17 protein-coding genes and 1 pseudogene are annotated in these 21,733 nt (G+C 72.3%); 10 read left to right on the forward strand and 8 right to left on the reverse strand.

Annotated elements, in window-relative coordinates; translation table 11 throughout:
- Window positions 1-167 precede the first annotated feature (167 nt).
- Window positions 168-659, forward strand: coding sequence for a phage integrase central domain-containing protein (locus GVV04_RS04450; protein ID WP_201752955.1), 492 nt, complete (start codon window positions 168-170; stop codon window positions 657-659).
- Here GVV04_RS04450 and GVV04_RS04455 read toward each other — a convergent pair.
- Complete coding sequence (locus GVV04_RS04455; RefSeq protein WP_161684797.1) at window positions 645-1,157, reverse strand: hypothetical protein; 513 nt, start codon at window positions 1,155-1,157, stop codon at window positions 645-647. The two genes, GVV04_RS04450 and GVV04_RS04455, sit on opposite strands and share 15 nt — an antisense overlap.
- 495 nt (window positions 1,158-1,652) lie before the next feature.
- Here GVV04_RS04455 and GVV04_RS04460 point away from each other — a divergent pair, with 495 nt between their 5' ends.
- The 3 genes from GVV04_RS04460 to GVV04_RS04470 all read left to right on the forward strand — a co-directional run bounded on the left by GVV04_RS04460 (window position 1,653) and on the right by GVV04_RS04470 (window position 4,834).
- Entirely contained in the window at window positions 1,653-2,702 is a 1,050-nt protein-coding gene (locus GVV04_RS04460; RefSeq protein WP_201753042.1) for a mechanosensitive ion channel family protein, read from the forward strand.
- A gap of 258 nt (window positions 2,703-2,960) precedes the next feature.
- On the forward strand, window positions 2,961-4,331 hold the full coding sequence (locus GVV04_RS04465) for an MFS transporter (RefSeq protein ID WP_161686645.1): 1,371 nt from the start codon (window positions 2,961-2,963) through the stop codon (window positions 4,329-4,331).
- A gap of 80 nt (window positions 4,332-4,411) precedes the next feature.
- Entirely contained in the window at window positions 4,412-4,834 is a 423-nt protein-coding gene (locus tag GVV04_RS04470) for a globin (protein WP_161684801.1), read from the forward strand.
- A gap of 129 nt (window positions 4,835-4,963) precedes the next feature.
- Here GVV04_RS04470 and GVV04_RS04475 read toward each other — a convergent pair whose 3' ends face one another.
- The 4 genes and pseudogenes from GVV04_RS04475 to ettA form a co-directional block, all read right to left on the reverse strand.
- Window positions 4,964-5,548: a type III secretion system chaperone family protein gene (locus tag GVV04_RS04475; RefSeq protein WP_161684802.1), complete on the reverse strand. Its 585-nt coding sequence runs from the start codon at window positions 5,546-5,548 to the stop codon at window positions 4,964-4,966.
- A gap of 131 nt (window positions 5,549-5,679) precedes the next feature.
- A pseudogene (locus GVV04_RS04480) lies at window positions 5,680-6,303 on the reverse strand (hypothetical protein); the annotation flags it as partial.
- Window positions 6,304-6,533: 230 nt separating this feature from the next.
- Window positions 6,534-6,992, reverse strand: coding sequence for an acyl-CoA thioesterase (locus GVV04_RS04485; RefSeq protein ID WP_161684804.1), 459 nt, complete (start codon window positions 6,990-6,992; stop codon window positions 6,534-6,536).
- Complete coding sequence (gene ettA, locus GVV04_RS04490; protein WP_161684805.1) at window positions 6,985-8,661, reverse strand: energy-dependent translational throttle protein EttA; 1,677 nt, start codon at window positions 8,659-8,661, stop codon at window positions 6,985-6,987. Before ettA ends, GVV04_RS04485 begins: the two co-directional genes overlap by 8 nt.
- Before the next feature lie 458 nt (window positions 8,662-9,119).
- Here ettA and GVV04_RS04495 point away from each other — a divergent pair, with 458 nt between their 5' ends.
- From GVV04_RS04495 to GVV04_RS04505, 3 genes are all read left to right on the forward strand, one after another.
- Window positions 9,120-10,520 (forward strand): alpha,alpha-trehalose-phosphate synthase (UDP-forming), encoded by a 1,401-nt coding sequence (locus GVV04_RS04495; RefSeq protein ID WP_161684806.1) that lies wholly within the window; start codon window positions 9,120-9,122, stop codon window positions 10,518-10,520.
- Window positions 10,517-13,123 (forward strand): trehalose-phosphatase, encoded by a 2,607-nt coding sequence (otsB, locus tag GVV04_RS04500; protein ID WP_161684807.1) that lies wholly within the window; start codon window positions 10,517-10,519, stop codon window positions 13,121-13,123. Before GVV04_RS04495 ends, otsB begins: the two co-directional genes overlap by 4 nt.
- 199 nt (window positions 13,124-13,322) lie before the next feature.
- On the forward strand, window positions 13,323-13,877 hold the full coding sequence (locus GVV04_RS04505) for a M23 family metallopeptidase (RefSeq protein ID WP_201752956.1): 555 nt from the start codon (window positions 13,323-13,325) through the stop codon (window positions 13,875-13,877).
- 92 nt (window positions 13,878-13,969) lie between these two features.
- On the opposite strand, the gene cobA is transcribed toward GVV04_RS04505, so the two are convergent.
- From cobA to cobC, 3 genes are read right to left on the reverse strand one after another with little or no spacing between them, the layout of a single operon-like run.
- Window positions 13,970-15,235, reverse strand: coding sequence for a uroporphyrinogen-III C-methyltransferase (gene cobA / locus GVV04_RS04510; protein ID WP_161684809.1), 1,266 nt, complete (start codon window positions 15,233-15,235; stop codon window positions 13,970-13,972).
- Entirely contained in the window at window positions 15,232-16,338 is a 1,107-nt protein-coding gene (gene cobT, locus GVV04_RS04515) for a nicotinate-nucleotide--dimethylbenzimidazole phosphoribosyltransferase (RefSeq protein WP_161686649.1), read from the reverse strand. Before cobT ends, cobA begins: the two co-directional genes overlap by 4 nt.
- Window positions 16,338-17,420, reverse strand: coding sequence for an Rv2231c family pyridoxal phosphate-dependent protein CobC (cobC, locus tag GVV04_RS04520; protein WP_161684811.1), 1,083 nt, complete (start codon window positions 17,418-17,420; stop codon window positions 16,338-16,340). The genes cobT and cobC overlap by 1 nt, the downstream gene beginning before the upstream one ends.
- A gap of 133 nt (window positions 17,421-17,553) precedes the next feature.
- On the opposite strand from cobC, the gene GVV04_RS04525 reads away from it, so the two are divergent.
- The 3 genes from GVV04_RS04525 (at window position 17,554) to GVV04_RS04535 (ending at window position 21,675) form a co-directional block, all read left to right on the forward strand.
- Window positions 17,554-19,686: a transglycosylase domain-containing protein gene (locus GVV04_RS04525; protein ID WP_161684813.1), complete on the forward strand. Its 2,133-nt coding sequence runs from the start codon at window positions 17,554-17,556 to the stop codon at window positions 19,684-19,686.
- A gap of 105 nt (window positions 19,687-19,791) precedes the next feature.
- Window positions 19,792-20,613, forward strand: coding sequence for an SURF1 family cytochrome oxidase biogenesis protein (locus tag GVV04_RS04530; protein ID WP_161684815.1), 822 nt, complete (start codon window positions 19,792-19,794; stop codon window positions 20,611-20,613).
- 189 nt (window positions 20,614-20,802) lie between these two features.
- Entirely contained in the window at window positions 20,803-21,675 is an 873-nt protein-coding gene (locus tag GVV04_RS04535) for a hypothetical protein (protein ID WP_328822212.1), read from the forward strand.
- The last annotated feature ends 58 nt before the right edge of the window (window positions 21,676-21,733 follow it).

Here is a 21,733-nt window from a genome sequence, read left to right on the forward strand (position 1 = left end):
GCCGGAGCTTGGCTCCGAGAATGACGCGCGGGTAGCGCCGGCTGCGGTTGTCCTGGTACGCCGTGCGCCGGGGCGTGACCGGCCGGAGGCCGCACGCGCGCCCCGGCGCGGGCACGGCGGCGGGCGCTTGCGCCGCCCTTGAGTGCCGGTCAGGCGTCCCGGCGGAGGTGACCGTAAGGCGTGAGCTAGACCGGCTCACGTTCGCCGATTACGCGCAGAGCTGGCAGGGCTCGCGGCAGGCGGGATGGACGGTCGAGACGCGGCGGCGTGTTCCTCAGAATCTTCGGAAGTGTCTTCTGCCGACGTTCGGGGAGCGGGCCATTCGGTCAATCAACCTGACCGATGTACTGGCCTGGCTCGGCCGGCTGCTTGATGAAGGCAGCGCAAATTCATCCATCGGCCTGTACTTTGGCTTTCTGAACACCATCATGAATGCGGCTGTCACCGACAAGGTGCTCACCGACAACCCTTGCGACGGCGTTAACCTGAAGCAATTCCTCCTACGCGGAATGTCGCGGGCTCCGAAGTGGGTGCCGAAGGAGGGTCAGGTACTCAAGCTTGGCTGCGGATGGCAGGGTGGCCGGTTCGGCTCCTACTCGGAGTCGCTCTCCCCGGCCCTCCTTGAAATCACTCGTCTAGTCGGGCTAATCTACCCATGAAATAAGGAACTTCTCATATTCGAAAGCGCCGAACTGGCAGTTCACAATTCCGCCCCCGTAATGAGCCTCCTCATTGAAATCACTGGCATCCATGCGCAGAAAGACGTTGGAGAATGTGATTGATTCGATAGTGAACCCAGATGGACCGTAGACGAACTTGAACCTCTCGTGGTCTCCGTCGGGGCGGCCGAACTGGCAGTTCACAAGCCCGCCACCCTTTTCGGTAGCAGCGGTGAGGCCGAAGGCGACCATACGCAAGAAAACGTTGGGGAAGCGGGCGGATTCCACTGAGAACGAAGAGTCCGGCTGCCTCCTCAGTATGAATCTCTCATAGGAGCCCACATAAGTCTGACAGTTCACTTCACCACCGCCAGGACCCGAGGGCGTAGCATATCCCTTGCTGTCCATGCGTAGATAGCGATCCTTAAAGTGCGCCGACCTGATTGAAACCAGTCTGCCTCCATCGTTGGTGGAGATGTCTGTGAAATTCAAATCCATGGGTCGCCCTCCCTCTGCTCGGCAGCCGATCATTCGCTGACGCCCAGTGACGGCGGTCGCTGCCTACTCAGATACTGCACGAGCGAACGCGAGTGTGCATCCCCCTCCGCGTCGCGTGGGGTGAGACCTGCTATGCCAGCCACTCGCTACGGCCGACCCGGGCGGGGTCCGCGTTAGCAACGCCAGCCATGGAGACCCCTGCCTGTCGGCTCCTACCTGGGGTCGCTCTCCCCGGCCACCCTTGGAATCGCCCGTCTAGGTTGTGCCCTGATTGTGCCAGATGACCTTTTTTGGGCTTTCTTGCAGGTCAGCGCCTTCCGCGCGCAGGCCAATCAGGGATTGCACTAATCCGGGGTCCCTCGTGAAGCTCTTTCGGGCCATGTCAGGATGACCGGTTCCGCACGGTCCGTCGGGGACGGCGGACCGGATGGTGGGTCCGCCGGCCGCCGCCCGGTGACCGTGGGGTACGAAGACAGGGTGAGCGCCGCCAGCCTGATGATGATCACCGCCCTGTCCGTGGTGGCCCCGAGCCCCTCCCCGGACGCCACCCCGAGCGCCAGCTGCCAGGGCAGCACCTCCTGCGAGTGGCTGTACAAGACGACCAGGTCGTCGTGGTTCGCCGAGGGCAGCTACTGGATCCTGCTGAAGCCGCTGCGGGTGCTGGTGATCCTCGTGCTGGCGTTCATCGCCCGCTGGGCGCTGCACCGGATGATCAAGCGGCTGGTCCGCACCACCGCCGACGGGGTGCCGACCATGCTGCGCCCGCTGCGGGAGCGGGTGCCGACCGCCGCGCACCAGCCCGGCGAGTTCGTCCCCGAGCGCCGCCGGCAGCGGGCGGAGGCCATCGGCTCGGTGCTGAGCAGCACGGTCACCGCGTTCGTCTTCGGCATAGCGCTGCTGATGATCCTGCGGGAGTTCAGCTTCGACCTGGCCCCGCTGCTGGCCAGCGCGGGCATCGCCGGCGTAGCGCTCGGCTTCGGCGCGCAGAGCCTGGTCAAGGACCTGATCGCCGGCCTGTTCATGCTGGTGGAGGACCAGTACGGCGTCGGCGACACGGTCGACCTCGGCGAGGCGACCGGCATGGTGGAGTCGGTGGGGCTGCGGGTCACCACGGTCCGGGACGGCCGGGGCGTCCTCTGGTACATCCGCAACGGCGAGATCATCCGGGTGGGCAACAAGAGCCAGGGCTGGGCGCTGGTCGTGGTCGACCTGCCGATCGGATTCGCCGGCACCGAGGAGGCGACGGCGGTGCTGCGGACCGCCGCGGCCTCGGTGGCGATGGACCCCGACCTGGCCCCGGAGATCGTGGAGGCCCCCGACGTGCTGGGCGTCGAGCAGATGACCATGGACGGCGCGGTGATCCGTACCGTCGTCAAGACCACCGCCGACGGGCAGTTCGCGGTCGGCCGGGAGCTGCGCCGGCGGCTCGCCGAGGCGCTGGAGAACTCGGGCATCACGGCGAAGATCGCCGCCGCCCGTCTCTACCCGGGTTACCCGCTGCGCACCGCCGAGGGCGGGGCAACCGGCCAGGGCGGGCCCGCCTGAACCGCAATGAACGTCGATGACCTGCGGCTTTGCCTGGCCGTGGATCTGAGGGGTCGCGGACCGCGCGGCCCCTCGGGTATCGTCCGTTCGTTCAGTCGGAGATGCGACGATCAAACCGTTCGCCCTAGTCAGCTCTCAGACGATCGGGCAGAATCCGGTACGCACGCCATCTGCCGGAGCGTGATCACGTCTCGCTGATCCGTAGATCTGACGACGGTTTCCCGGGCAGGCCATCACGAGTGGCCGCCCGTGGGGACGATGGAGGCCACGGTGTCCGACGAGCGACCCTCCCAGGAAGGGCCAGCCACCTTCCGTGAGGTGTTCGCCCAGCGGGAGTACAGGGCGGTCTTCGCCGCGAGCGCGCTCTCCTGGATCGGCGACTTCATCGCGAAGGCCGCGGTCACCGTGCTGGTCTACCGCGAGACAGAGTCCGTGGCCTACTCGGCCGCCGCGTTCGCGGTCAGCTTCCTGCCCTGGCTCATCGGCGGCCCGCTGCTGGCCACGCTGGCGGAACGGCACCGCTACCGGTCGGTGATGGTGGCCTGCGACCTGATCCGGATGGCCCTGATGGTGCTGGTCGCCATCCCGTGGAATCCGCCGTGGCTGATCCTCTGCCTGCTCTTCGCGACCACCCTGGCCAATCCGCCGAGCCAGGCCGCCCGGTCCGCGCTGATGCCACTCATCCTGACCGGCGACCGGCTGGTGGTCGGGCTGTCGCTGAACAGCAGCACCGGCCAGGCCGCCCAGGTGACCGGCTACCTGATCGGCGCGGCCATCGCCGCGATCAACCCGACCGCCGCACTGCTGATCAACGCGGGCACCTTCGCCCTCTCGGCGGCCCTGGTCCGCTTCGGCGTCCGGGACCGGGCACCGGCGATGAGCGCGGAGCACCGCAGCCACCTGCTGCGGGAGACCGCCGAGGGCTTCCGGATCGTCTTCGGCACCCCGGTGCTGCGGGCGGTCGCCCTGCTGGTGTTCAGCTCCATGCTCTTCTCGATCGTGCCCGAGGGGCTGGCCGCGGCCTGGGCCCGGGAGGGCGCCGGCGGCGGCCTGGACACCGGCGCGTCCCAGGCCGCCATCATGGCCGCCAACCCGATCGGCTTCATCCTGGGCGGTCTGCTGGTCGGCCGGGCGGTCGCCCCGGCCCGCCGGCTGGTCCTGATCCGGCCGCTGGCGGTGCTCGCGCCGCTGACCCTGGTGCCGGCGCTGCTCGACCCGCCACCGCTGGCGGTGGCCCTGCTCGCCGCCCTCTGCGGCTTCGCGGTCGCCGGGCTGCTCCCGGTCGCCAACGGGCTCTTCGTCCGGGCGCTGCCGAACGGCTACCGGGCCCGCGCGTTCGGGGTGATGGCCACCGGGGTTCAGGTGATCCAGGGCGCCGCCGTGCTGATCACCGGCCTGCTGGCCGAGCGGTTCTCGATCCCGCTGGTGGTGGGCGTGTGGAGCGCCGCCGGGGTCCTGCTGATGCTGCTCACCGCCGCGCGCTGGCCCAGCCGGGCCGCGATCGACGCGGCGGTCGAGGCCGCCGGGAACGACTCCGGCCCGCCCCGGCCCCGGCCGGCGGGCGAGGGCGACGGGCAGCTCGACAACCTGCCGGGCGAGCACCGCCGACGCAGCCAATCGGTGGGCTGACGGGCCGGTGTGACGAGGACGGCAGCGGCCCCGGCCGGTACGCCCCCGCCGGTTACGGGCGCACCTGGCAGGATGGGGCGGTGAATCCCGCAGGTGAGTCCGAGCGTGCCGTGACCCTCTTCGAGGCGGTCGGCGGCGAACCCACCTTCCGCAAGCTGGTGGACGAGTTCTACGCCGGCGTCGCCACGGACCCGCTGCTGCGGCCGATGTACCCGGAGGATGACCTCGGCCCCGCAGCGGACCGGCTGACGCTGTTCCTGATCCAGTACTGGGGTGGCCCCAACACCTACTCCGCCCAGCGGGGGCATCCCCGGCTGCGGATGCGGCACGCCCCGTTCCGGATCGGCGCGGCCGAGCGGGACGCCTGGCTGCACCACATGCGTCGGGCCGTCGACCGGCTGGAGCTGCCGCCGGAGATCGCCACCGCGCTGTGGGACTACCTGGAACGGGCGGCCTACTTCATGGTGAACGTGATGGACGACCCGGCGGCCGGCCCGGCCTGACCGGCCGGGACCCCCGCTCCGGCCGGGCCGACTCGGCCTGGCGCAGCACGACCCCACCCGGCACCACGCCCGCCGGCCGGCGGCACGCTTCACCGGCCGGCGGCACGCCGCCCAGGTCGGCCCGGCGGGTCAGAGCAGCGCGCCCTCGTCGTGCAGCCAGTCCACGAAGGTGGTGGCCACCGCCGCGCCACAGTCGAGCATCTCGACCAGGAGCGCGTCGTGCGCCCCCGCGCCGAGGGGCACCTGGAGCTCCGCGTAGATCGGCAGTTGACCCCGCTCGGTGGGGTCGCCGATGTAGGCCTTGCAGAACCGGCGGGTGTGGTTCCACTCGTTGACCACCCGGTAGGCCCGGTCGACCCAGTCGGGCGGGACCGTCGCATGCGGACGGGCCCGCATCACCAGGATCTCGTCCTCCGGGCCCTCCAGGGTGACCAGCACCGCGTGCCGCTCCCACATGGCCAGCAGGTTGCCGTCGCCGTCGGCCAGGTAGCGCACGTCCAACAGGTCGAGCGCGTCGCAGACCCGGCGGAGGGTGACCGGCGCGATGGTCGCCGACATGTCCGGAATCACGGAACGGTCGGCGGGCGGGCAGTCGTCGCCCGGTTGACGTGGGGCCGGTGGTCCGACCCGGACGGTGCTGTCCACTGTGATCCCGCTTCGAGTTTCCGGTTCGCCGTCACCGGCGGGACCGGGGCGCCATGACCACCACGGCATCGCTCGCGCACCTCACTCCCCAGCGGATCCAGTCGCCTACGGTGCGTTGGATCCGAGGATGGACGGTACCCGGACAGCCGGGTTGAAGCATCCCCCCAACGACAGCACCGGTCCAGAAGAATGAATAGGGGTCATACTTTCGGATGAGCCCCGAGTGGCGTGACGGCAAGATCAGCAACCTTCTGCGACCATACGGCTCCGTATGGTCCCACCAGGCTGACCCATTGCCCAGCCACTCGCACCTGAACGTCGCCACGGGTGGCCCCGACGGCAAGGGGTAGGGGTGCCCCGGCGACGGGCGCCACGGGGGTGTCGACACCGGGGTCGGGGCGGCCCAGGAAGCCCATCCGGACCAGTCCCTGGACCAGCCGCTGGGCGACCTCGACCGGCGGGCCGGGCGGATCGTCCGGGGTGACCACCACGGCGACGTGGTCGAGCAGGGCGTCCCGCAGCACCCGCTGCCCCACCGCCCGGCCACCCACGCCGTGGGCTGCGGCGTCGCGCAGCGTCCCCGCCGCCGCCTCGGCGATCCGCCACAGCTCCCCGGCCGGCAACACCTCCACCGGCCGGCTCGTCGAGGGCGGCAGCGGCCAGCGCCACTGCGCGTCCCGCCGGGCCGGCAGGGCGTCCTCGCCGGCCGCCAGCGCGGCCAGCAGTTCCCGGGCGGCGACCGTGACGTCGCCGCGACCGGCCCCGGCCACCGTCCGGGCGGCCAGCACACCCCACGGCAGCCGGGCCCAGAGGACCGTCCGGCCGGCCGACGCCGCCCCGGCCACCGGGCCGGAGGGCGGGGCGGCCGGCACGCCGGGCGGGGTCGGCGGGACGGCCTCCGGCGGGGCCGGCGGGCCGGCCGGACGCAGCCGGACCAGCGCCGCCGGGTCGAGCCGGACCAGCCGGGCCAGGAACGCGCCCGCGTCGGCCACCCCGACCAGCCCGTGCCCGCCCCCGGCCAGGTCGGGCCCGGGCGGGCGGGCCGGGGCGCCGCTCACGCCGGGGCCCCGGCCGCGCCGACGCCCGGGGCGTACGCGAGCAGGAAGGCCCGCTCCTCCTCGGTGATCCGCCGGGGCCGCTTGGCGGCCAGGTCGAACGGGACCAGCACCGAGCGGGCGGTGCTGGCCAGCACGTCGCCGTCGTACAGCTCGTAGCCGACGGTGAACCGGGACGCCCGGATCTCCTCGATCCACAGCTCGATCCGCACGGTGGGGGCGGCCTCCGCGGTGGCCCGGCCCAGCGCGTAGTCGACCGGGCGCAGGTAGTCGACCTCGTGCCGGCGGATCACTACCCCGTCGGCCAACGAGCCCACCCCCCACGCCCGGCCGCCGGCGAACATCAACGCCACCCGCGCCTCCTCGTACAGGGTGAGGAAGCGCGAGTTGTTGACGTGCCCGTACGCGTCCAGGTCGGACCAGCGCAGCGTGCAGTGGTAGACGAACCGGTCAGTCACGGGTGAGCTTGCGGTAGGTCACCCGGTGCGGGCGGGCCGCCTCGGCGCCGAGGCGGTCGATCTTGTTCTTCTCGTACGCCTCGAAGTTCCCCTCGAACCAGAACCACTTCGCCGGGTTCTGGTCGTCGCCCTCCCAGGCCAGGATGTGCGTGGAGACCCGGTCGAGGAACATCCGATCGTGGGAGATGACCACGGCGCAGCCGGGGAACTCCAGCAGCGCGTTCTCCAGGCTGGACAGGGTCTCCACGTCCAGGTCGTTGGTCGGCTCGTCGAGCAGGATGACGTTGCCGCCGATCTTCAGGGTCAGCGCCAGGTTGAGCCGGTTGCGCTCGCCGCCGGAGAGCACCTTGGTCGGCTTCTGCTGGTCCGGCCCCTTGAAGCCGAACGCGGCGATGTACGCCCGCGACGGCATCTCGACCTTGCCCACCATGAGGTAGTCCAGGCCGTCGGAGACGACCTCCCAGACGCTCTTGTCGCCGTCGAGGCCCTGCCGGTTCTGGTCGACGTACGACAGCGAGACGGTGGGGCCGACGCGGACCTCGCCGTCGGTCGGCTGCTCCAGCCCGACGATGGTCTTGAACAGCGTGGTCTTGCCGACGCCGTTGGGGCCGATGATGCCGACGATGCCGTTGCGCGGCAGCGAGAACGACAGGTTGTCGATCAACAGCCGGTCGCCGAAGCCCTTGCTCAGACTCTGCGCCTCGATCACCGTGCTGCCGAGGCGCGGGCCCGGCGGGATCTGGATCTCCTCGAAGTCCAGCTTCCGGGTCTTCTCCGCCTCGTTGGCCATCTCGTCGTACCGGTCGAGGCGGGCCTTGGACTTGGTCTGCCGCGCCTTGGCGTTGGAGCGGACCCACTCCAACTCCTCGGTGAGGCGCTTCTTCATCTTGGCGTCGCGGCGGCCCTCGACGGCCAGCCGGGCGGCCTTCTTCTCCAGGTAGGTGGAGTAGTTGCCCTCGTAGCCGATGGCCCGGCCACGGTCCAGCTCCAGGATCCAGCCGGCCACCTTGTCGAGGAAGTACCGGTCGTGGGTGATCGCCATGACGGTGCCGGCGTACTTGGCCAGGTGCTGTTCCAGCCAGGAGACGCTCTCCGCGTCCAGGTGGTTGGTGGGCTCGTCGAGCAGCAGCAGGTCGGGCGCCTCCAGCAGCAGCTTGCAGAGCGCGACCCGGCGGCGCTCGCCACCGGAAAGCTGGGTCACGTCGGCGTCCGGCGGCGGGCAGCGCAGCGCGTCCATGGCCAGTTCGAGCTTGGAGTCGACGTCCCAGGCATCGAGGTGGTCCAGCTCCTCCTGGAGCTTGCCCATCTCCTCCATCAGCTCGTCGGAGTAGTCGGTCGCCATCTGCTCGGCGATCTTGTTGAACCGCTCCAGCTTGGCCTTGGTCTCGGCGACCGCCTCCTCGACGTTGCCGAGGACGGTCTTGGCGTCGTTGAGCGGGGGCTCCTGGGCGAGCATGCCGACGGTGTAGCCGGGCATCAGCCGGGCCTCGCCGTTGCTCGGCTTGTCCAGCCCTGCCATGATCTTGAGGAGGCTGGACTTACCGGCGCCGTTCGGGCCGACCACACCGATCTTGGCCCCCGGCAGGAAGCTCAGCGTCACGTTGTCGAGCACGACCTTGTCGCCGTGCGCCTTGCGCGCCTTTTCCAGGACGTAGATGTACTGGGCCACGGTGCGGGCTACCTCCGTAGGTTGTGATCTGGAAGCTTGCGGGGTGCGGACGCGGCGCGGCTCCGGGTGCCGCTCGCCGCCGCCGGCCGGGGGCCGGCCACAACGCAGGCCATCGTCAATCCTGACAGGTTCGACCCGCTCCGCCCACATCACCCCGCCCGGGGGTACGCCCGCGAGCCGCGTCGCAGGGCACGGCAGGGCGAATTACGGTCGCCCGCCCAGTGGGAGATGCCGGAAGTGCCCGTCGCCCTGCCGCACACGTCCGTGTCGCCCCGGCCGAGGCACTGCCCGCGCAGTGGCCGACCATCGGCCTCCGACCGGGCTTGACCTGCGTGATCACCTTCACGGTTCGGCGGTCGTGGGACGGGTAGGTAACTCCGGCACGGGGCACCAGACGCCGCAGCTACGCTCAGTACGCTCATCGCGGTGGACCCGCCAGCACCCGGAGGTGGCCGAACGTGACCGTCCGTAGTTCCTTTGTCGTAGTAGCGAACCGACTACCGGTCGACGAGGTGAACACCCCGGAGGGACGGCAGTGGCGCCGCAGCCCCGGCGGTCTGGTCACCGCGCTGCACCCCGTCCTCGCGGAGCACCAGGGCACGTGGGTGGGCTGGGCCGGCGGCACCGGCGCCGCCCCCGAGCCGTTCGACCTGGAGGGAATCCGGCTGCACCCGGTGCCGCTGAGCGCGGACGAGCTGGAGCGCTACTACGAGGGCCAGTCGAACGCGACGATCTGGCCGCTCTACCACGACGCGGTGGAGACCCCGGCGTACAAGCGCCGCTGGCGCGAGGCGTACCGGCTGGTCAACGCGCGGTTCGCGGAGGCCGCGGCGGAGGTCGCGGCCGAGGGCGCGACGGTCTGGGTGCAGGACTACCAGCTCCAGCTGGTGCCGGCAATGCTCCGCGAGCTGCGCCCCGACCTGCGGATCGGCTTCTTCCTGCACATCCCGTTCCCGCCGATCGAGTTGTTCATGCAGATGCCGTTCCGCGCGGAGATCCTGCGCGGGCTGCTCGGGGCGGACCTGGTCGGCTTCCAGCAGCGGCTGGCCGCGCAGAACTTCGTCCGGCTGGCCCGGCACCTGCTCGGGCTGCGCTACGAGGGGCAGATGATCCAGGTCGACGGCCGGCAGGTGAAGGCGGGCGCCTTCCCCATCTCCATCGAGACGAAGGAGATGGAGCGGCTGGCCGAGGACCCGGCGATCCAGGCCCGGGCGAAGCAGATCCGCGAGGAGCTGGGCAATCCCAAGACGATCATCCTCGGAGTCGACCGTCTGGACTACACGAAGGGCATCGAGCTTAGACTCAAGGCCTTCCGCGAACTTCTTGCTGACGGAAAGTTGACAGTTCCGGACGCGGTTATGGTGCAGGTTGCCACGCCGAGCCGCGAGCGGGTGGAGCACTACCAGGCGCTACGAGTCAAGGTCGAACGCGAAGTTGGCCGAATTAATGGCGAATTTGGCAGGGTCGGCGTGCCTGCGGTGCACTACCTGCACCAGTCGTACAGTCGCAGTGAACTGGCGGCGATGTACGTGGCCGCCGACGTGATGATGGTGACCCCCCTTCGAGACGGAATGAATCTGGTGGCTAAGGAGTACGTCGCATCGCGCGCCGACCAGGGCGGCGCGCTCGTGCTCAGTGAGTTCGCCGGCGCCGCCACCGAGCTGCGCCAGGCGTTTCTGTGTAACCCGCACGACCCTGACGCCGTCAAGGACGCGTTGCTCAAGGCCGTGCACGTGGAGAAGCCCGAGGCCCGCCGACGCATGCGTGTCATGCAGCGTCACCTGCGTACCCACGACGTGGGGCACTGGGCGAAGTCGTTCCTCACCGAGCTCGGTGTGCCTGATTCGGAGGTTGCGTGAACACGTCCGTCCACGACGGGGCGGCCTCGGCCGCCGGAGTGCTGGATCCGGAGCTTAGGGCCGCAATCGGCCGGATAGCCCGGGTCCCCCAGCTCCTCGTCGCCTGCGACTACGACGGCACCCTCGCGCCGATCGTGGAGGACCCGAGCAAGGCCGTGCCGCTGCCCGAGTCCGTCGCCGCCGTCCGGGCGCTCGCCGCCCTGCCGCAGACCACCGTCGCGGTGGTCTCCGGCCGGGCGCTGCGCGACCTGGCCGCGCTGTCCCGGCTGCCCAGCGAGGTGCACCTCGTCGGCAGCCACGGCTCCGAGTTCGACATCGGCTTCGTCGAGCGGCTCTCCCCCGAGCTGATCGCCGTGCGCACCCGGCTGCGCGACGCGCTGCGTGAGATCGCCAGCGCCCACCCGGGGGTCCGGCTGGAGCGCAAGCCGGCGAGCGTCGCGGTGCACACCCGCGGGCTCGACCCGCAGGTGGCCGCCGCCGCCGTCGAGGCCGTCCGCAAGGGCCCCGCCACCTGGGACGGCGTCACCGTCACCCAGGGCAAGGAGGTCATCGAGCTGTCGGTGGTGGCGACCCACAAGGGCACCGCCGTCGACCAGCTCCGCACCCAGCTCTCGGCCAGCGCGGTGCTGTTCATCGGCGACGACGTCACCGACGAGAACGCCTTCGGCAACCTGCACGGCCCCGACATGGGCATCAAGATCGGTATCGGGGACACGAAGGCCGACTACCGGGTCGCCGAGCCGATCGAGGCCGCCCGCGCCCTCGGTCTGCTGCTGGAGACCCGGCGGCACTGGCTCTTCGGCGAGCGGGCCGTGCCGATCGAGCGGCACTCGATGCTCGCCAACGGGCGTACCGTCGCGCTGCTCACCCCCGAGGCCAAGGTCACCTGGCTCTGCCACCCCAAGCCGGACTCGGCGGCGATCTTCGCCGACCTGGTCGGCGGCAGCCCCGCCGGGCACTTCAGCGTTGCCCCCGAGCGCGGCGGCATCCCGCTCGGCCAGCGCTACCGCTCGGGCACGATGACCGTGGAGACCCGCTGGTCGGGCCTCACGGTCACCGACTGGCTGGACAAGCCGGCCAGGGAGACCACCCCGGACGGCCCGGCAGTCGTCACCGGCGACTCGACCCTGGTCCGGGTGCTCACCGGCTCCGGGCGGGTCCGGGTGGAGTTCGCCCCCCGGCCCGAGTTCGGCCAGGTGGCCACCCAGCTCCAGCCGGTCGGCGACGGCCTGCTGGTGCTCGGCTCCAACGAGCCGGTCGCGCTCTACTCCCCCGGGGTCCAGTGGCAGGTCAGCAACGACGGCGGGTACGAGACGGCCAAGGCCGTCGTGGACCTCTCCGCCGCCGGCGGGCAGGTCGTGCTGGAGCTGCGCTTCGCCACGCACAGCCTGGAGCACCACCGGCTGCCGGTCCAGGAGCGGCAGGCCATGGCCGAGCAGCCGTGGAAGGACTGGGTGGCCTCGCTGCGGCTGCCCGCCACCGCCCGGGAACTGGTCGCCCGCAGCGCGCTGACCCTGCGCGGGCTCTGCCACGAGGCGACCGGCTCGATCCTCGCCGCGGCGACCACGTCGCTGCCGGAGGAGCTGGGCGGCGTCCGGAACTGGGACTACCGGTACTGCTGGCTCCGCGACGCGGCGATGACCGCCCGGGCGCTGGTCGACCTCGGCTCCATCGAGGAGGCCGAAGGGCTGCTGCGCTGGGTGGACGGCTGCATCGAGCGCACCGGCGGCCACCCCGAGCGGCTGCACCCGCTCTACACGGTCGACGGGTACGAGCTGGGCGCCGAGGCGGTCATCGACACCCTGCCCGGGTACGCCGGCTCCCGGCCGGTGCGGGTCGGCAACCTGGCCAACCACCAGCTCCAGCTCGACGTGTTCGGCCCGATCGCCGACCTGATCGCCGCCGTCGCCGACGCCCGGGGCTCGGTCCGCGAGGACGAGTGGCGGGTGCTGGAGAACATGGTCGAGGCGGTCCGCCGCCGCTGGCACGAGCCCGACCACGGCATCTGGGAGGCCCGCCTCCCCCCGCGGCACCACATCTTCTCCAAGGTGATGTGCTGGATGACCGTCGACCGGGCGCTGCACGTGGTGCGCCAGCACGGCGGCGAGGACCGGGCGGAGTGGGTGGAGCTGCGCGACCGGATCGGCGCCAACGTGCTGGAGCACGGCTGGCATCCCGACGTGGAGGCGTACAGCGTCGCGTACGGCAACGAGGACATGGACGCCTCGTCCCTGTGGATCGGCCTGTCCGGGCTGCTCCCGGGCGACGACCCGCGCTTCCTGTCCACCGTGCTCCGGATCGAGGCGGACCTGCGCAGCGGCCCGGTCGTCTACCGGTACCACTGGGACGACGGCCTGCCGGGGCGCGAGGGCGGCTTCCACATCTGCACGGCGTGGCTGATCGAGGCGTACCTGCGCACCGGTCGGCGCACCGACGCGGAGGAGCTGTTCACCCAGATGATCGACACGGCGGGCCCGACCGGGCTGCTCCCCGAGCAGTACGACCCGCTGGCCGAGCGTGGGCTGGGCAACCACCCGCAGGCGTACAGCCACCTCGGCCTGATCCGCTGCGCCCTGCTGCTGGACAACATGCTCAAGCAGTGACCTGACCGCGACGGCGGCCGGAGACCACCCGTCTCCGGCCGCCTTCGCGTATGCGGCGGCGGTACCCCTACCACTGTCCCCACCCCAGTAGCACCCCGCGACTCATTGACACCCACCTGTCGTCCTGTTTAGCTGCGGCGGCGGCATCGGCATCGACGAGGCCGGATTTCTATCGGGTTGCCAGGACGGAGATGCCGTAGTGAACAGAGCGACGAAGGCCCTGCGTGGGGTAGGCGCGGCGCTGAGCGCGGTGCTGGTGGTGGCCGGGGTCGTGGTCGTCGGACCCACTCCCGCCTCGGCCGCAAACTACTACTACGAGTTGCCCTACCCGGCGGGTGAGTCCTACCGGGTCACTCAGGGGCCGGAGGGCACCTACTCGCACGTCGGCCCCTACAACGAGTACGCCTGGGACTTCGGGCTCCCGGCGTGGTACGAGGTCTCCGCCGCGCAGGCCGGCACCGTCCTCATCTCGGACTGGTCGGTGTACCCGGGGAACGGCATCGAGGTGATGATCCGGCACTCGAACGGCCAGTGCACCCACTACATCCACCTGAACCAGGCGATCTACAACACCGGTGACTGGGTCCCGCAGGGCCGGATCATCGGCTCGTCGGGTGCCACCGGGAACGCCTCCGGGGCGCACCTGCACTTCCAGGTCATCAACTGCAACACCCGGGTGGGCATCCCCGCCACGCTCCAGGGCTGGTCGCCGCCCACCGGCTCCTGGCCGGTGAGCGTCAACAACCGCGCCTGACAACCGCTGGCAGACCCGGCCCGCCGACGATCGACGGCCGAAGCGGCACCGCCCGCTCCGGCCGTCGGTCGTTCCCGCCCGCTCCGGCCGGCTCAGCCGTCGAGCGTGCCCACCACGTCGCCGACGACCACCACGGCCGGCGGGCGGAGGCCCGCCGCGAGCACGTCTGCGGCCACCGCGCCGAGGGTCGACCGGAGGCTCCGCTGGCCGCCGGTGGTTCCCTCCTGGACGACGGCGGCCGGGGTCCCGGCGGGGCGACCGTGGGCGATCAGGGTCTCGGTGATCGCGGCCAGGTTCTTCAGCCCCATCAGGATCACCAGCGTGCCGCGCAGCCCGGCGAGGGCCTCCCAGCGCACCAGGGAGGCCGGCGAGTCGGGCGCGAGGTGCCCGGAGACCACGGTGAAGTCGTGCGCCACCGCCCGGTGGGTGACCGGAACGCCGGCCGCCGCGGGGGCGGCGATCGAGCTGGTCACCCCGGGGACCACGGTCACCGGCACCCCGGCCGCCGCGCAGGCCAGCAGTTCCTCGCCGCCCCGACCGAAGACGTACGGGTCGCCGCCCTTGAGCCGGACGACGAACGCGCCGGCCAACGCCCGGTCGACGAGGATGCGGTTGATCTCCTCCTGGGCCCGGGACGGCCCGTACGGGATCTTCGAGGCGTCCACCAGCTCGACGTCGGGGCGCAGCTCGTCCAGCAACAGCCCGGGCACCAGCCGGTCGGCGACCACCACGTCGGCCTCGGTCAGCAGCCGCCACCCCTTCACGGTGATCAGCTCCGGGTCGCCCGGCCCGGCCCCGACCAGCGCCACCCGTCCGGCGGCCGGCCCGCCCCCCTCGACCGCCCCGCTCCGCCGAGGGGCACCGCCAGCGCCCTCCTGCGCCGCCGGGGGCGTCGCCCCGGGGTGTTGGCCGGCACTCAGCAGGGCGCGGACGGCGTCGCGGACCGACATGGCCCGGCGGGGGTCGCCGCCGCCGAGGACGGCAACGGTGACCGGGCCGTGCCGGGTGACGGCCGGGGTCCAGGCGGTGGCGGCGGCCCGGTCGTCGGCGCGGACGCAGAAAATCCGGCGCTCGGCGGCGGCGTCGCTGACCACGGCCGCGGCGGCCGGGTCGTCGACGGCGGCCTGGACCAGCCAGGCACCGTCCAGGTCGCCGGGGGCGAAGCGGCGCGGCTCCCAGCGCAGCCGGCCGGCGTCGACGTGGGCGCGCAGGGCAGGGGTCAGCTCCGGCGAGACCAGCAGGACGTCCGCGCCCGCGTCGAGCAGCGCCGGCACCCGCCGGGTGGCCACCGCACCCCCGCCCACCACGACCACCCGCAGGCCCGCCAGCCGCAGCCCGAGCGGGTACGGGTTGCTCACTTCTCGGCCACCCCGGCCGAGTCGAAGGTGGCCACCTCGTGCAGCACCCGGACCGCGCCGGTGACCACCGGCAGGGCGAGCAGCGCGCCGGTGCCCTCGCCGAGGCGCAGCCCGAGGTCGATCAGCGGATCGAGCCCGAGGTGGCGCAGCGCGGCCGTGGCACCCGGCTCGGCCGAGCGGTGCCCGGCGACCATCGCGCCCACCGCGTCCGGGGCGAACGCGGCGGCGACGAGCGCGGCGCTGACCGCGATCACCCCGTCGAGCAGCACCGGCACCCGGCGAGCGGCGGCACCGAGGATCAGCCCGGCCAGGGCGGCGTGCTCCAGGCCCCCGACTGCGGCGAGCACGCCGAGCGGGTCGGCCGGGTCGGGGGCGTGCCGGGCCAGCGCCGCCCGGACCACGTCGATCTTCCGGGCGTACGTCGGGTCGTCCACCCCGGTGCCCCGGCCGGTCGCCTCGGCCGGGTCGACGCCGGTGAACACGGCGACCAGCGCCGCGGCCGGGGTGGTGTTGCCGATGCCCATGTCCCCGGTGAGCAGGATGCCCGCCCCGGCGTCGATCAGCTCGCGGGCGATCCGGATGCCGGTCTCCACGGCGGCGCGGGCCTCGTCGCGGGTGAGGGCGGCGGTGACGGCGAGGTCCCGGGTGCCGCGCCGCACGTTCGCCGACACGAGGCGAGGCGCGGCGGAGTGCGCCCCGCTGCCGTCGGTCGCGGCGCCGGACTGCGCGGCGGGCGCGACGGGCGGCAGTGGGGTGGCGACGCCGACGTCGACCACGGTGACCGAGGCGCCGGCCTGCCGGGCGAACGCGTTGACCACCGCCCCGCCGGCCAGGAAGTTGTTGATCATCTGCGCGGTGACCTCCTGCGGCCAGGGGGTCACCCCCTGGGCGTGCACGCCGTGGTCGCCGGCGAAGATCGCCACGGCTGCCGGCTCGGGCAGCGGCGGGGGGCAGGCGGCGGCCAGGCCGGCCAGCCGGACGGAGAGCTCCTCCAGGGCACCGAGCGAGCCGGCCGGCTTGGTCAGCCGGCCGTGCAGCTCACCGGCGGCGACCATCGCCGGCTCGTCGAGCGGCCGAATCGCCGCGATCGTGGACTCGAGCATCATGCCTCCAGGATTTCCGCCAGTACCGCGGTGAACGTGTCAGTGGTGCCCCGGTCGCGTACGGCCACCCGCAGCCAGTCGGGGCCGAGGCCGGGGAAGGTGTCGCCCCGGCGTACCGCCCAGCCGCGCTCGCGCAGGCGCTGCCGCACCTCGGCCGCGCCGGGCAGGTGGACCAGCACGAACGCGCTGGCCGGGCGGCCCGCGACGCGTACCCCCGGCAGGGCCGACAGGCGGGCGGCCAGGTGGTCGCGGTCGGCGGCCAGCCCGACGGCGATCGCGCGCTCGGCCGCGACGGCGGCCGGGGACGCGCAGGCGGTGGCGGCGGCGAGCGCCGGGGTGGAGACCGCCCAGAGCGGCTGCGCCGCGGCCAGCCGGGCCAGCAGGGCGGCGTCGCCGAGCAGGTAGCCGATCCGCAGCCCGGCGAGCCCCCAGGTCTTGGTGAGGCTGCGCACCACGACGAGGCCGGGCAGGTCGCGGCGGGCGGCCAGGGACTCCGGCTCCCCCGGCACTCCGGGCGCGGCGGTGGTGTCGGCGAAGGCCTCGTCGACGACGAGGACGCGGCCGGGACGGGCCAGCGCGGCGACGTCGGTGGCCGGGTGCAGCACGCTGGTGGGGTTGGTCGGGTTGCCGATCATGACGAGGTCGGCGTCGGCCGGCACCCGGGCGGGATCGAGCCGGAATTCCTCGGCCGGGTCGAGCAGCACCCGCTCGACGTCGTGCCCGGCGGCCCGCAGCGCGGCCTCCGGCTCGGTGAACTGGGGGTGCACGACCACCGGCCGGCGCACCCCGGTCAGGGCCCTGGCGAGCAGCACGAACCCCTCGGCCGCCCCGGCGGTGAGCAGTACCTCCTCCGGGGGACGCCCGTGCCGGCCGGCGACGGCCGCCCGAGCCGCCCGGTTGTCCGGGTACGCGGCCAGGTCGCCCAGCGCGGCGGTGATCGGTTCGGCCAGCCAGTCCGGCATCGGGGCCCGCCGCACGTTGACCGCGAGGTCGACCAGGCCGTCGCCGACCTCGGCGTCCCCGTGGTGGCCAAGGTCCGGCTCATCCCGGGTGGGGGTCGTCGAAGCCAGCTGAGCACGCATGTCCGCGATCCTGCCGGGAAGCCGCCGTGCGGGACAGCGCATCCCGGGGTGGGCAGCGTCACCACCCGCCAACCCGCCTTCCCGTTTATGAGTTCTTCTCATTTCCGAATCGGAAATGTCATAGCTTGACCCTGTGAGCAATCGACCCCTTGCTGGCGCTGGCCGTCTCGTCCCTCTCCTGCGTGCCGGGCTGATCGCGGGCATCGTGATCGCCGGGGCCCTCTACCCGCTGGCCGCCGTCACCGGGCTCGGCGCCAAGGCCACCGCGCACGCCGTGGAGCAGAAGACGAACATCCTGCGCGACGCGCTGCCCGCCGAGACCTCCTACCTGTACGCGCCCGACGGCAGGACCGTGCTGACGATGTTCTACGAGGAGTACCGGCGCTACACGAAGGTGTCGGACATGTCCCCGAACATCCAGCAGGCCATCGTGGCCGCCGAGGACAGCCGCTTCTACCAGCACCACGGCGTCGACCCGAAGGGCGTGGCCCGGGCCTTCGTGGCCAACTCCCGCTCCGGCGGGGTGTCCCAGGGCGCGTCGACCCTGACCATGCAGTTCGTCCGGATGGCCCTGCGCGACAGCGCCCGGACCCCGAAGGAGGTCCAGGAGGCCACCCAGCAGACCAGCCTGCGCAAGGTCAAGGAGATGCGGATGGCCCTGGACGTGGAGAAGGAGCTGAGTAAGGAGCAGATCCTGGAGCGCTACCTGAACTCCGCGTACTTCGGCCACCGGGCGTACGGCGTCTACGCCGCCGCGCAGATCTTCTTCTCCAAGACGCCGGCCACCCTCACCCAGGCCGAGGCGGCCACCCTCGCCGGCCTGGTCAAGTCCCCGTCGGAGTACGACCCCGTCACCTCCGACCAGAAGGACGCCACCGGGCGGCGCAACTACGTGCTCGACCGGATGACCCAGCTCGGCTACCTCTCGTCGGACGCCGCGACGGCGGCGAAGGCCGAGCCGATCCGGCTACGGCTGACCGACCCGCCGAACGACTGCGCCTCGCTGCCCGAGAAGTACACCAGCTGGGGCTTCGCCTGCGACTACCTCAAGAACTGGTGGAGCGCGCAGCCGGCGTTCGGCGAGAACCGGCTGGAACGGATGGACAAGCTGCGCCGGGGCGGCTACCGGATCGTGCTCAGCATCGACCCGAAGATGCAGGAGGCGGCCGAGAACAACGTCGGGGCCAAGGACAGCACCGGCAGCCCGTTCGCCAACGGCATCGTGCTCGCCGAACCGGGGACCGGGCGGGTGAAGGCCATGGCGGTGAACCGGAACTACTCGCTCGACGTCAGCGAGAACGGGCTCAGCTCGAACCCGGAGGCCGGCCCGAAGGTGAAGGCGAACTACCCGAACACGGTGGCCCCGCTGCTCGGCGGCGGCGACCTGCCCGGGTACCAGGCCGGGTCGACGTTCAAGATGTTCCCGATGCTGGCCGCGCTCAACGCGGGCATGCCGCTGTCCACCGCGTACGACTCGCCGTACCGGTACCAGTCGGCGATCTACGACGGCTGGGCACCGTCCAACGCCAGCGGCGCGATGACCGGTCGGCAGACCATGTGGTCCGGCTTCGGCAAGTCGGTGAACACGTACTTCGTCCAACTGGAGGAGAAGGTGGGGGCCGACGCGGCGGTCCGGCTCGCCGAGCAGCTCGGGCTGCGCTGGCGCACCGACGTCGACCGGGAGCAGGCGTCGCCCGGCAAGGCGAAGAAGTGGGGCGCGTTCACCCTGGGCGTCTCCGACGCCACGCCGCTGGAGATGTCGAACGCCTACGCCGCGATCGCCGCGGACGGCCGGTACTGCGAGTCGATGCCGGTGCAGTCGATCAGCAACCGGGACGGCAACCCGACGACGTACACCACGGTCGGCGGGATCACGCGGGAGGTCGCCAAGCCGCGCTGCCGGCAGGTGGTCAACGCGGACGCCGCCCGGGCCGCCACCGACGCCGCCCGCTGCCCGACCGGGGACACCCCCGCGAAGGGCGGCTGCGGGGGCTGGTCGACGGCGGACAGCGTGCGGGGCACCGTGGGGCGGCCGGTGGCCGGCAAGACGGGCACCACGGACAGCACCCGGGCGGCCTGGTTCGTCGGATACACCCCGGAGCTGGCGGCGGCGAGCTTCATCGCCGATCCGGACAACCCGTTCAACGCGGTGGGCGACGGCCAGTCCCAGATCCCGGTCAACGCGGTGGCCCAGACCCTCCGCGACGCCCTCAAGGGCCAACCCACCCGCCAGTTCACCCCACCCTCCGACGCAATAGTCGGCTGACCCCGGCTCGGCCCGGCCCGGCCCGGCTCTTGATCAAGAGCGATCGCTGGGTCGGGGTGGGCTGCCGCGGGGCTGTGGTGGCTGTCATACGGGTAGCCTCGACGCGTGTACCGGTTCCTTCTGACGCCACGCTGGCTGGGCATCCTCGCACTGACCCTGGTCGCTGCGGCCGTGATGGTGCTGCTCGGCAACTGGCAGCTGGACCGCTACCGGGGCCGGACGGCGATCAACGAACGGATCGACGCCGGCGAGCGGATGACCCCGGCGCCGCTGCGGGACGCCGTGCCCGCGCCGAGCGGGGGCGCCGGCACCGCCGGCCCGGCCCCCGCCGACAAGGCCACCTGGACCCGGGTCACCGCGACCGGCCGGTACGACACCGCGAACGTCGTCCTGGTGCGCGGCCGGACGGTCGACAACCGGGTCGGCTTCGAGGTGGTCACCCCGCTGATCCTCGCCGACGGCACGGCCGTGCTCGTCGACCAGGGCTGGGTGCCGCCGGCGCCCGGCGGGGCCACGGCCCAGCCGCAGCTTCCACCCGTGCCGCAGGGCGAGGTGACCGTGGTGGGTCGGGTGCACCCGACCGAGAGCGGTGGCGGGGCAATCGACCGACGCGCGGGCCGGCTGGAGACCCGCCGGATCGCCGTTCCCCGGCTGGCCGGCGAGCTGCCTTACCCGGTGCACGGCGCGTACGTCCTGCTGGACGAGCAGACGCCGGCCGCCGACCCGCTGTTCCAGGCGGTGCCGATCGGGCACACCAACAACTGGCAGAACTTCGGGTACGTGGTGCAGTGGTGGCTGTTCGCCGCCATGACGCTCTTCGGCTACGGCTGGGTGGCCCGGCGGGAGGCCCGCCGGATGGCCGGGCTGGACGAGCCGCGTGAGCCGATCGACCGGGCCGCCGAGCCCACGCCGGTCACCCCGGCCTGACCTGACCCCCTGCGGCGTGGGCCGCAGTGATCGACCCGGTGTCGGCGACATCGCCGGCCAACGAGCGCGGGTCGACGTGATGTCGAGGATTCGGAGTGATGTCCGACCAGCCACCGGACGATCGGCGGGCCCGCGACCCGGCGGAACGTTGTAGTGTCCGCGGGTGATCAACTCCCGTGGGGGGTCACGGTGACCCCTGATTCCACGCCCCCGCCGCACCCGGAGCCGCCGCCACCGGCCCACCCGCCGGAGCCGATGACGGCCGCACACCCGTCGGAGCCGATGACGGCCGCACACCCGTCGGAGCCGATGACGGCGACCCACCCGTCGGCCGATCCCTGGGCGGTCCCGCCCCGGTCGACGACGTACTCGACCCCGCCGGCAGGGTTCCCGGCCACGGCCGACCCGTTCGCCGCTCCCCCGCCCGCCGCGCTGCCCGCCACTCGACCGTTCCCCGTCCCGGCGGGCGACCAGATCCCGGCAGCCCACCAGTACTCGACGCCGCTGCCCGCTCAGCACTCCGTACCGCCGCACCAGTACTCGGCTCCACCCACCCCGTACTCCGCTCCGCCGGTCCAGTACTCCGCTCCACCCAGCCCGTATTCCGCGCCGCCGGACCAGTACCCGGTGCCGCCGGACGCCGGTCGGCTCGGGCCACACCCGCCCCTGATGGCGCCGCCGCCTGGCGGTGCCCCTCAGTACGGGACACCGTCCGCCGTGGCGGTGCAGATCGGCGAGATCATGGTCACCCCGCCGGAGATCCGTACGCCCGCCGGCGTGCTGCCCCTGGCCGGGGCGCAGTGGCACGTCGCCGACTACTGGCAGAAGGAGGAGAAGATCGCCCCCTGGGCGATCGTCTGCGCCATCCTCGGGTTCTTCTGCCTCACCATCTTCAGCCTGCTCTTCCTGCTGATCAAGGAGACCCGGCACCAGGGCACCGTGCAGGTCACGGTCACCAGCGGGCACCGGCAGTATGTGGCCCGCATCCCCGTCACCGACCAGAGTCAGGTCATGCACGTCAACAACCAGGTCAACTACGCCCGGTCCCTGTCGATGCGCTGACCCGACGCCACCGCCCCGGGGCCACCCCGACAGCGCCCCGCCGCCGGGGTGGCCCCGG

Origin of the sequence: Micromonospora rubida, from assembly GCF_009908295.1 — a bacterium.
GTDB classification, from domain to species: domain Bacteria; phylum Actinomycetota; class Actinomycetes; order Mycobacteriales; family Micromonosporaceae; genus Micromonospora; species Micromonospora rubida.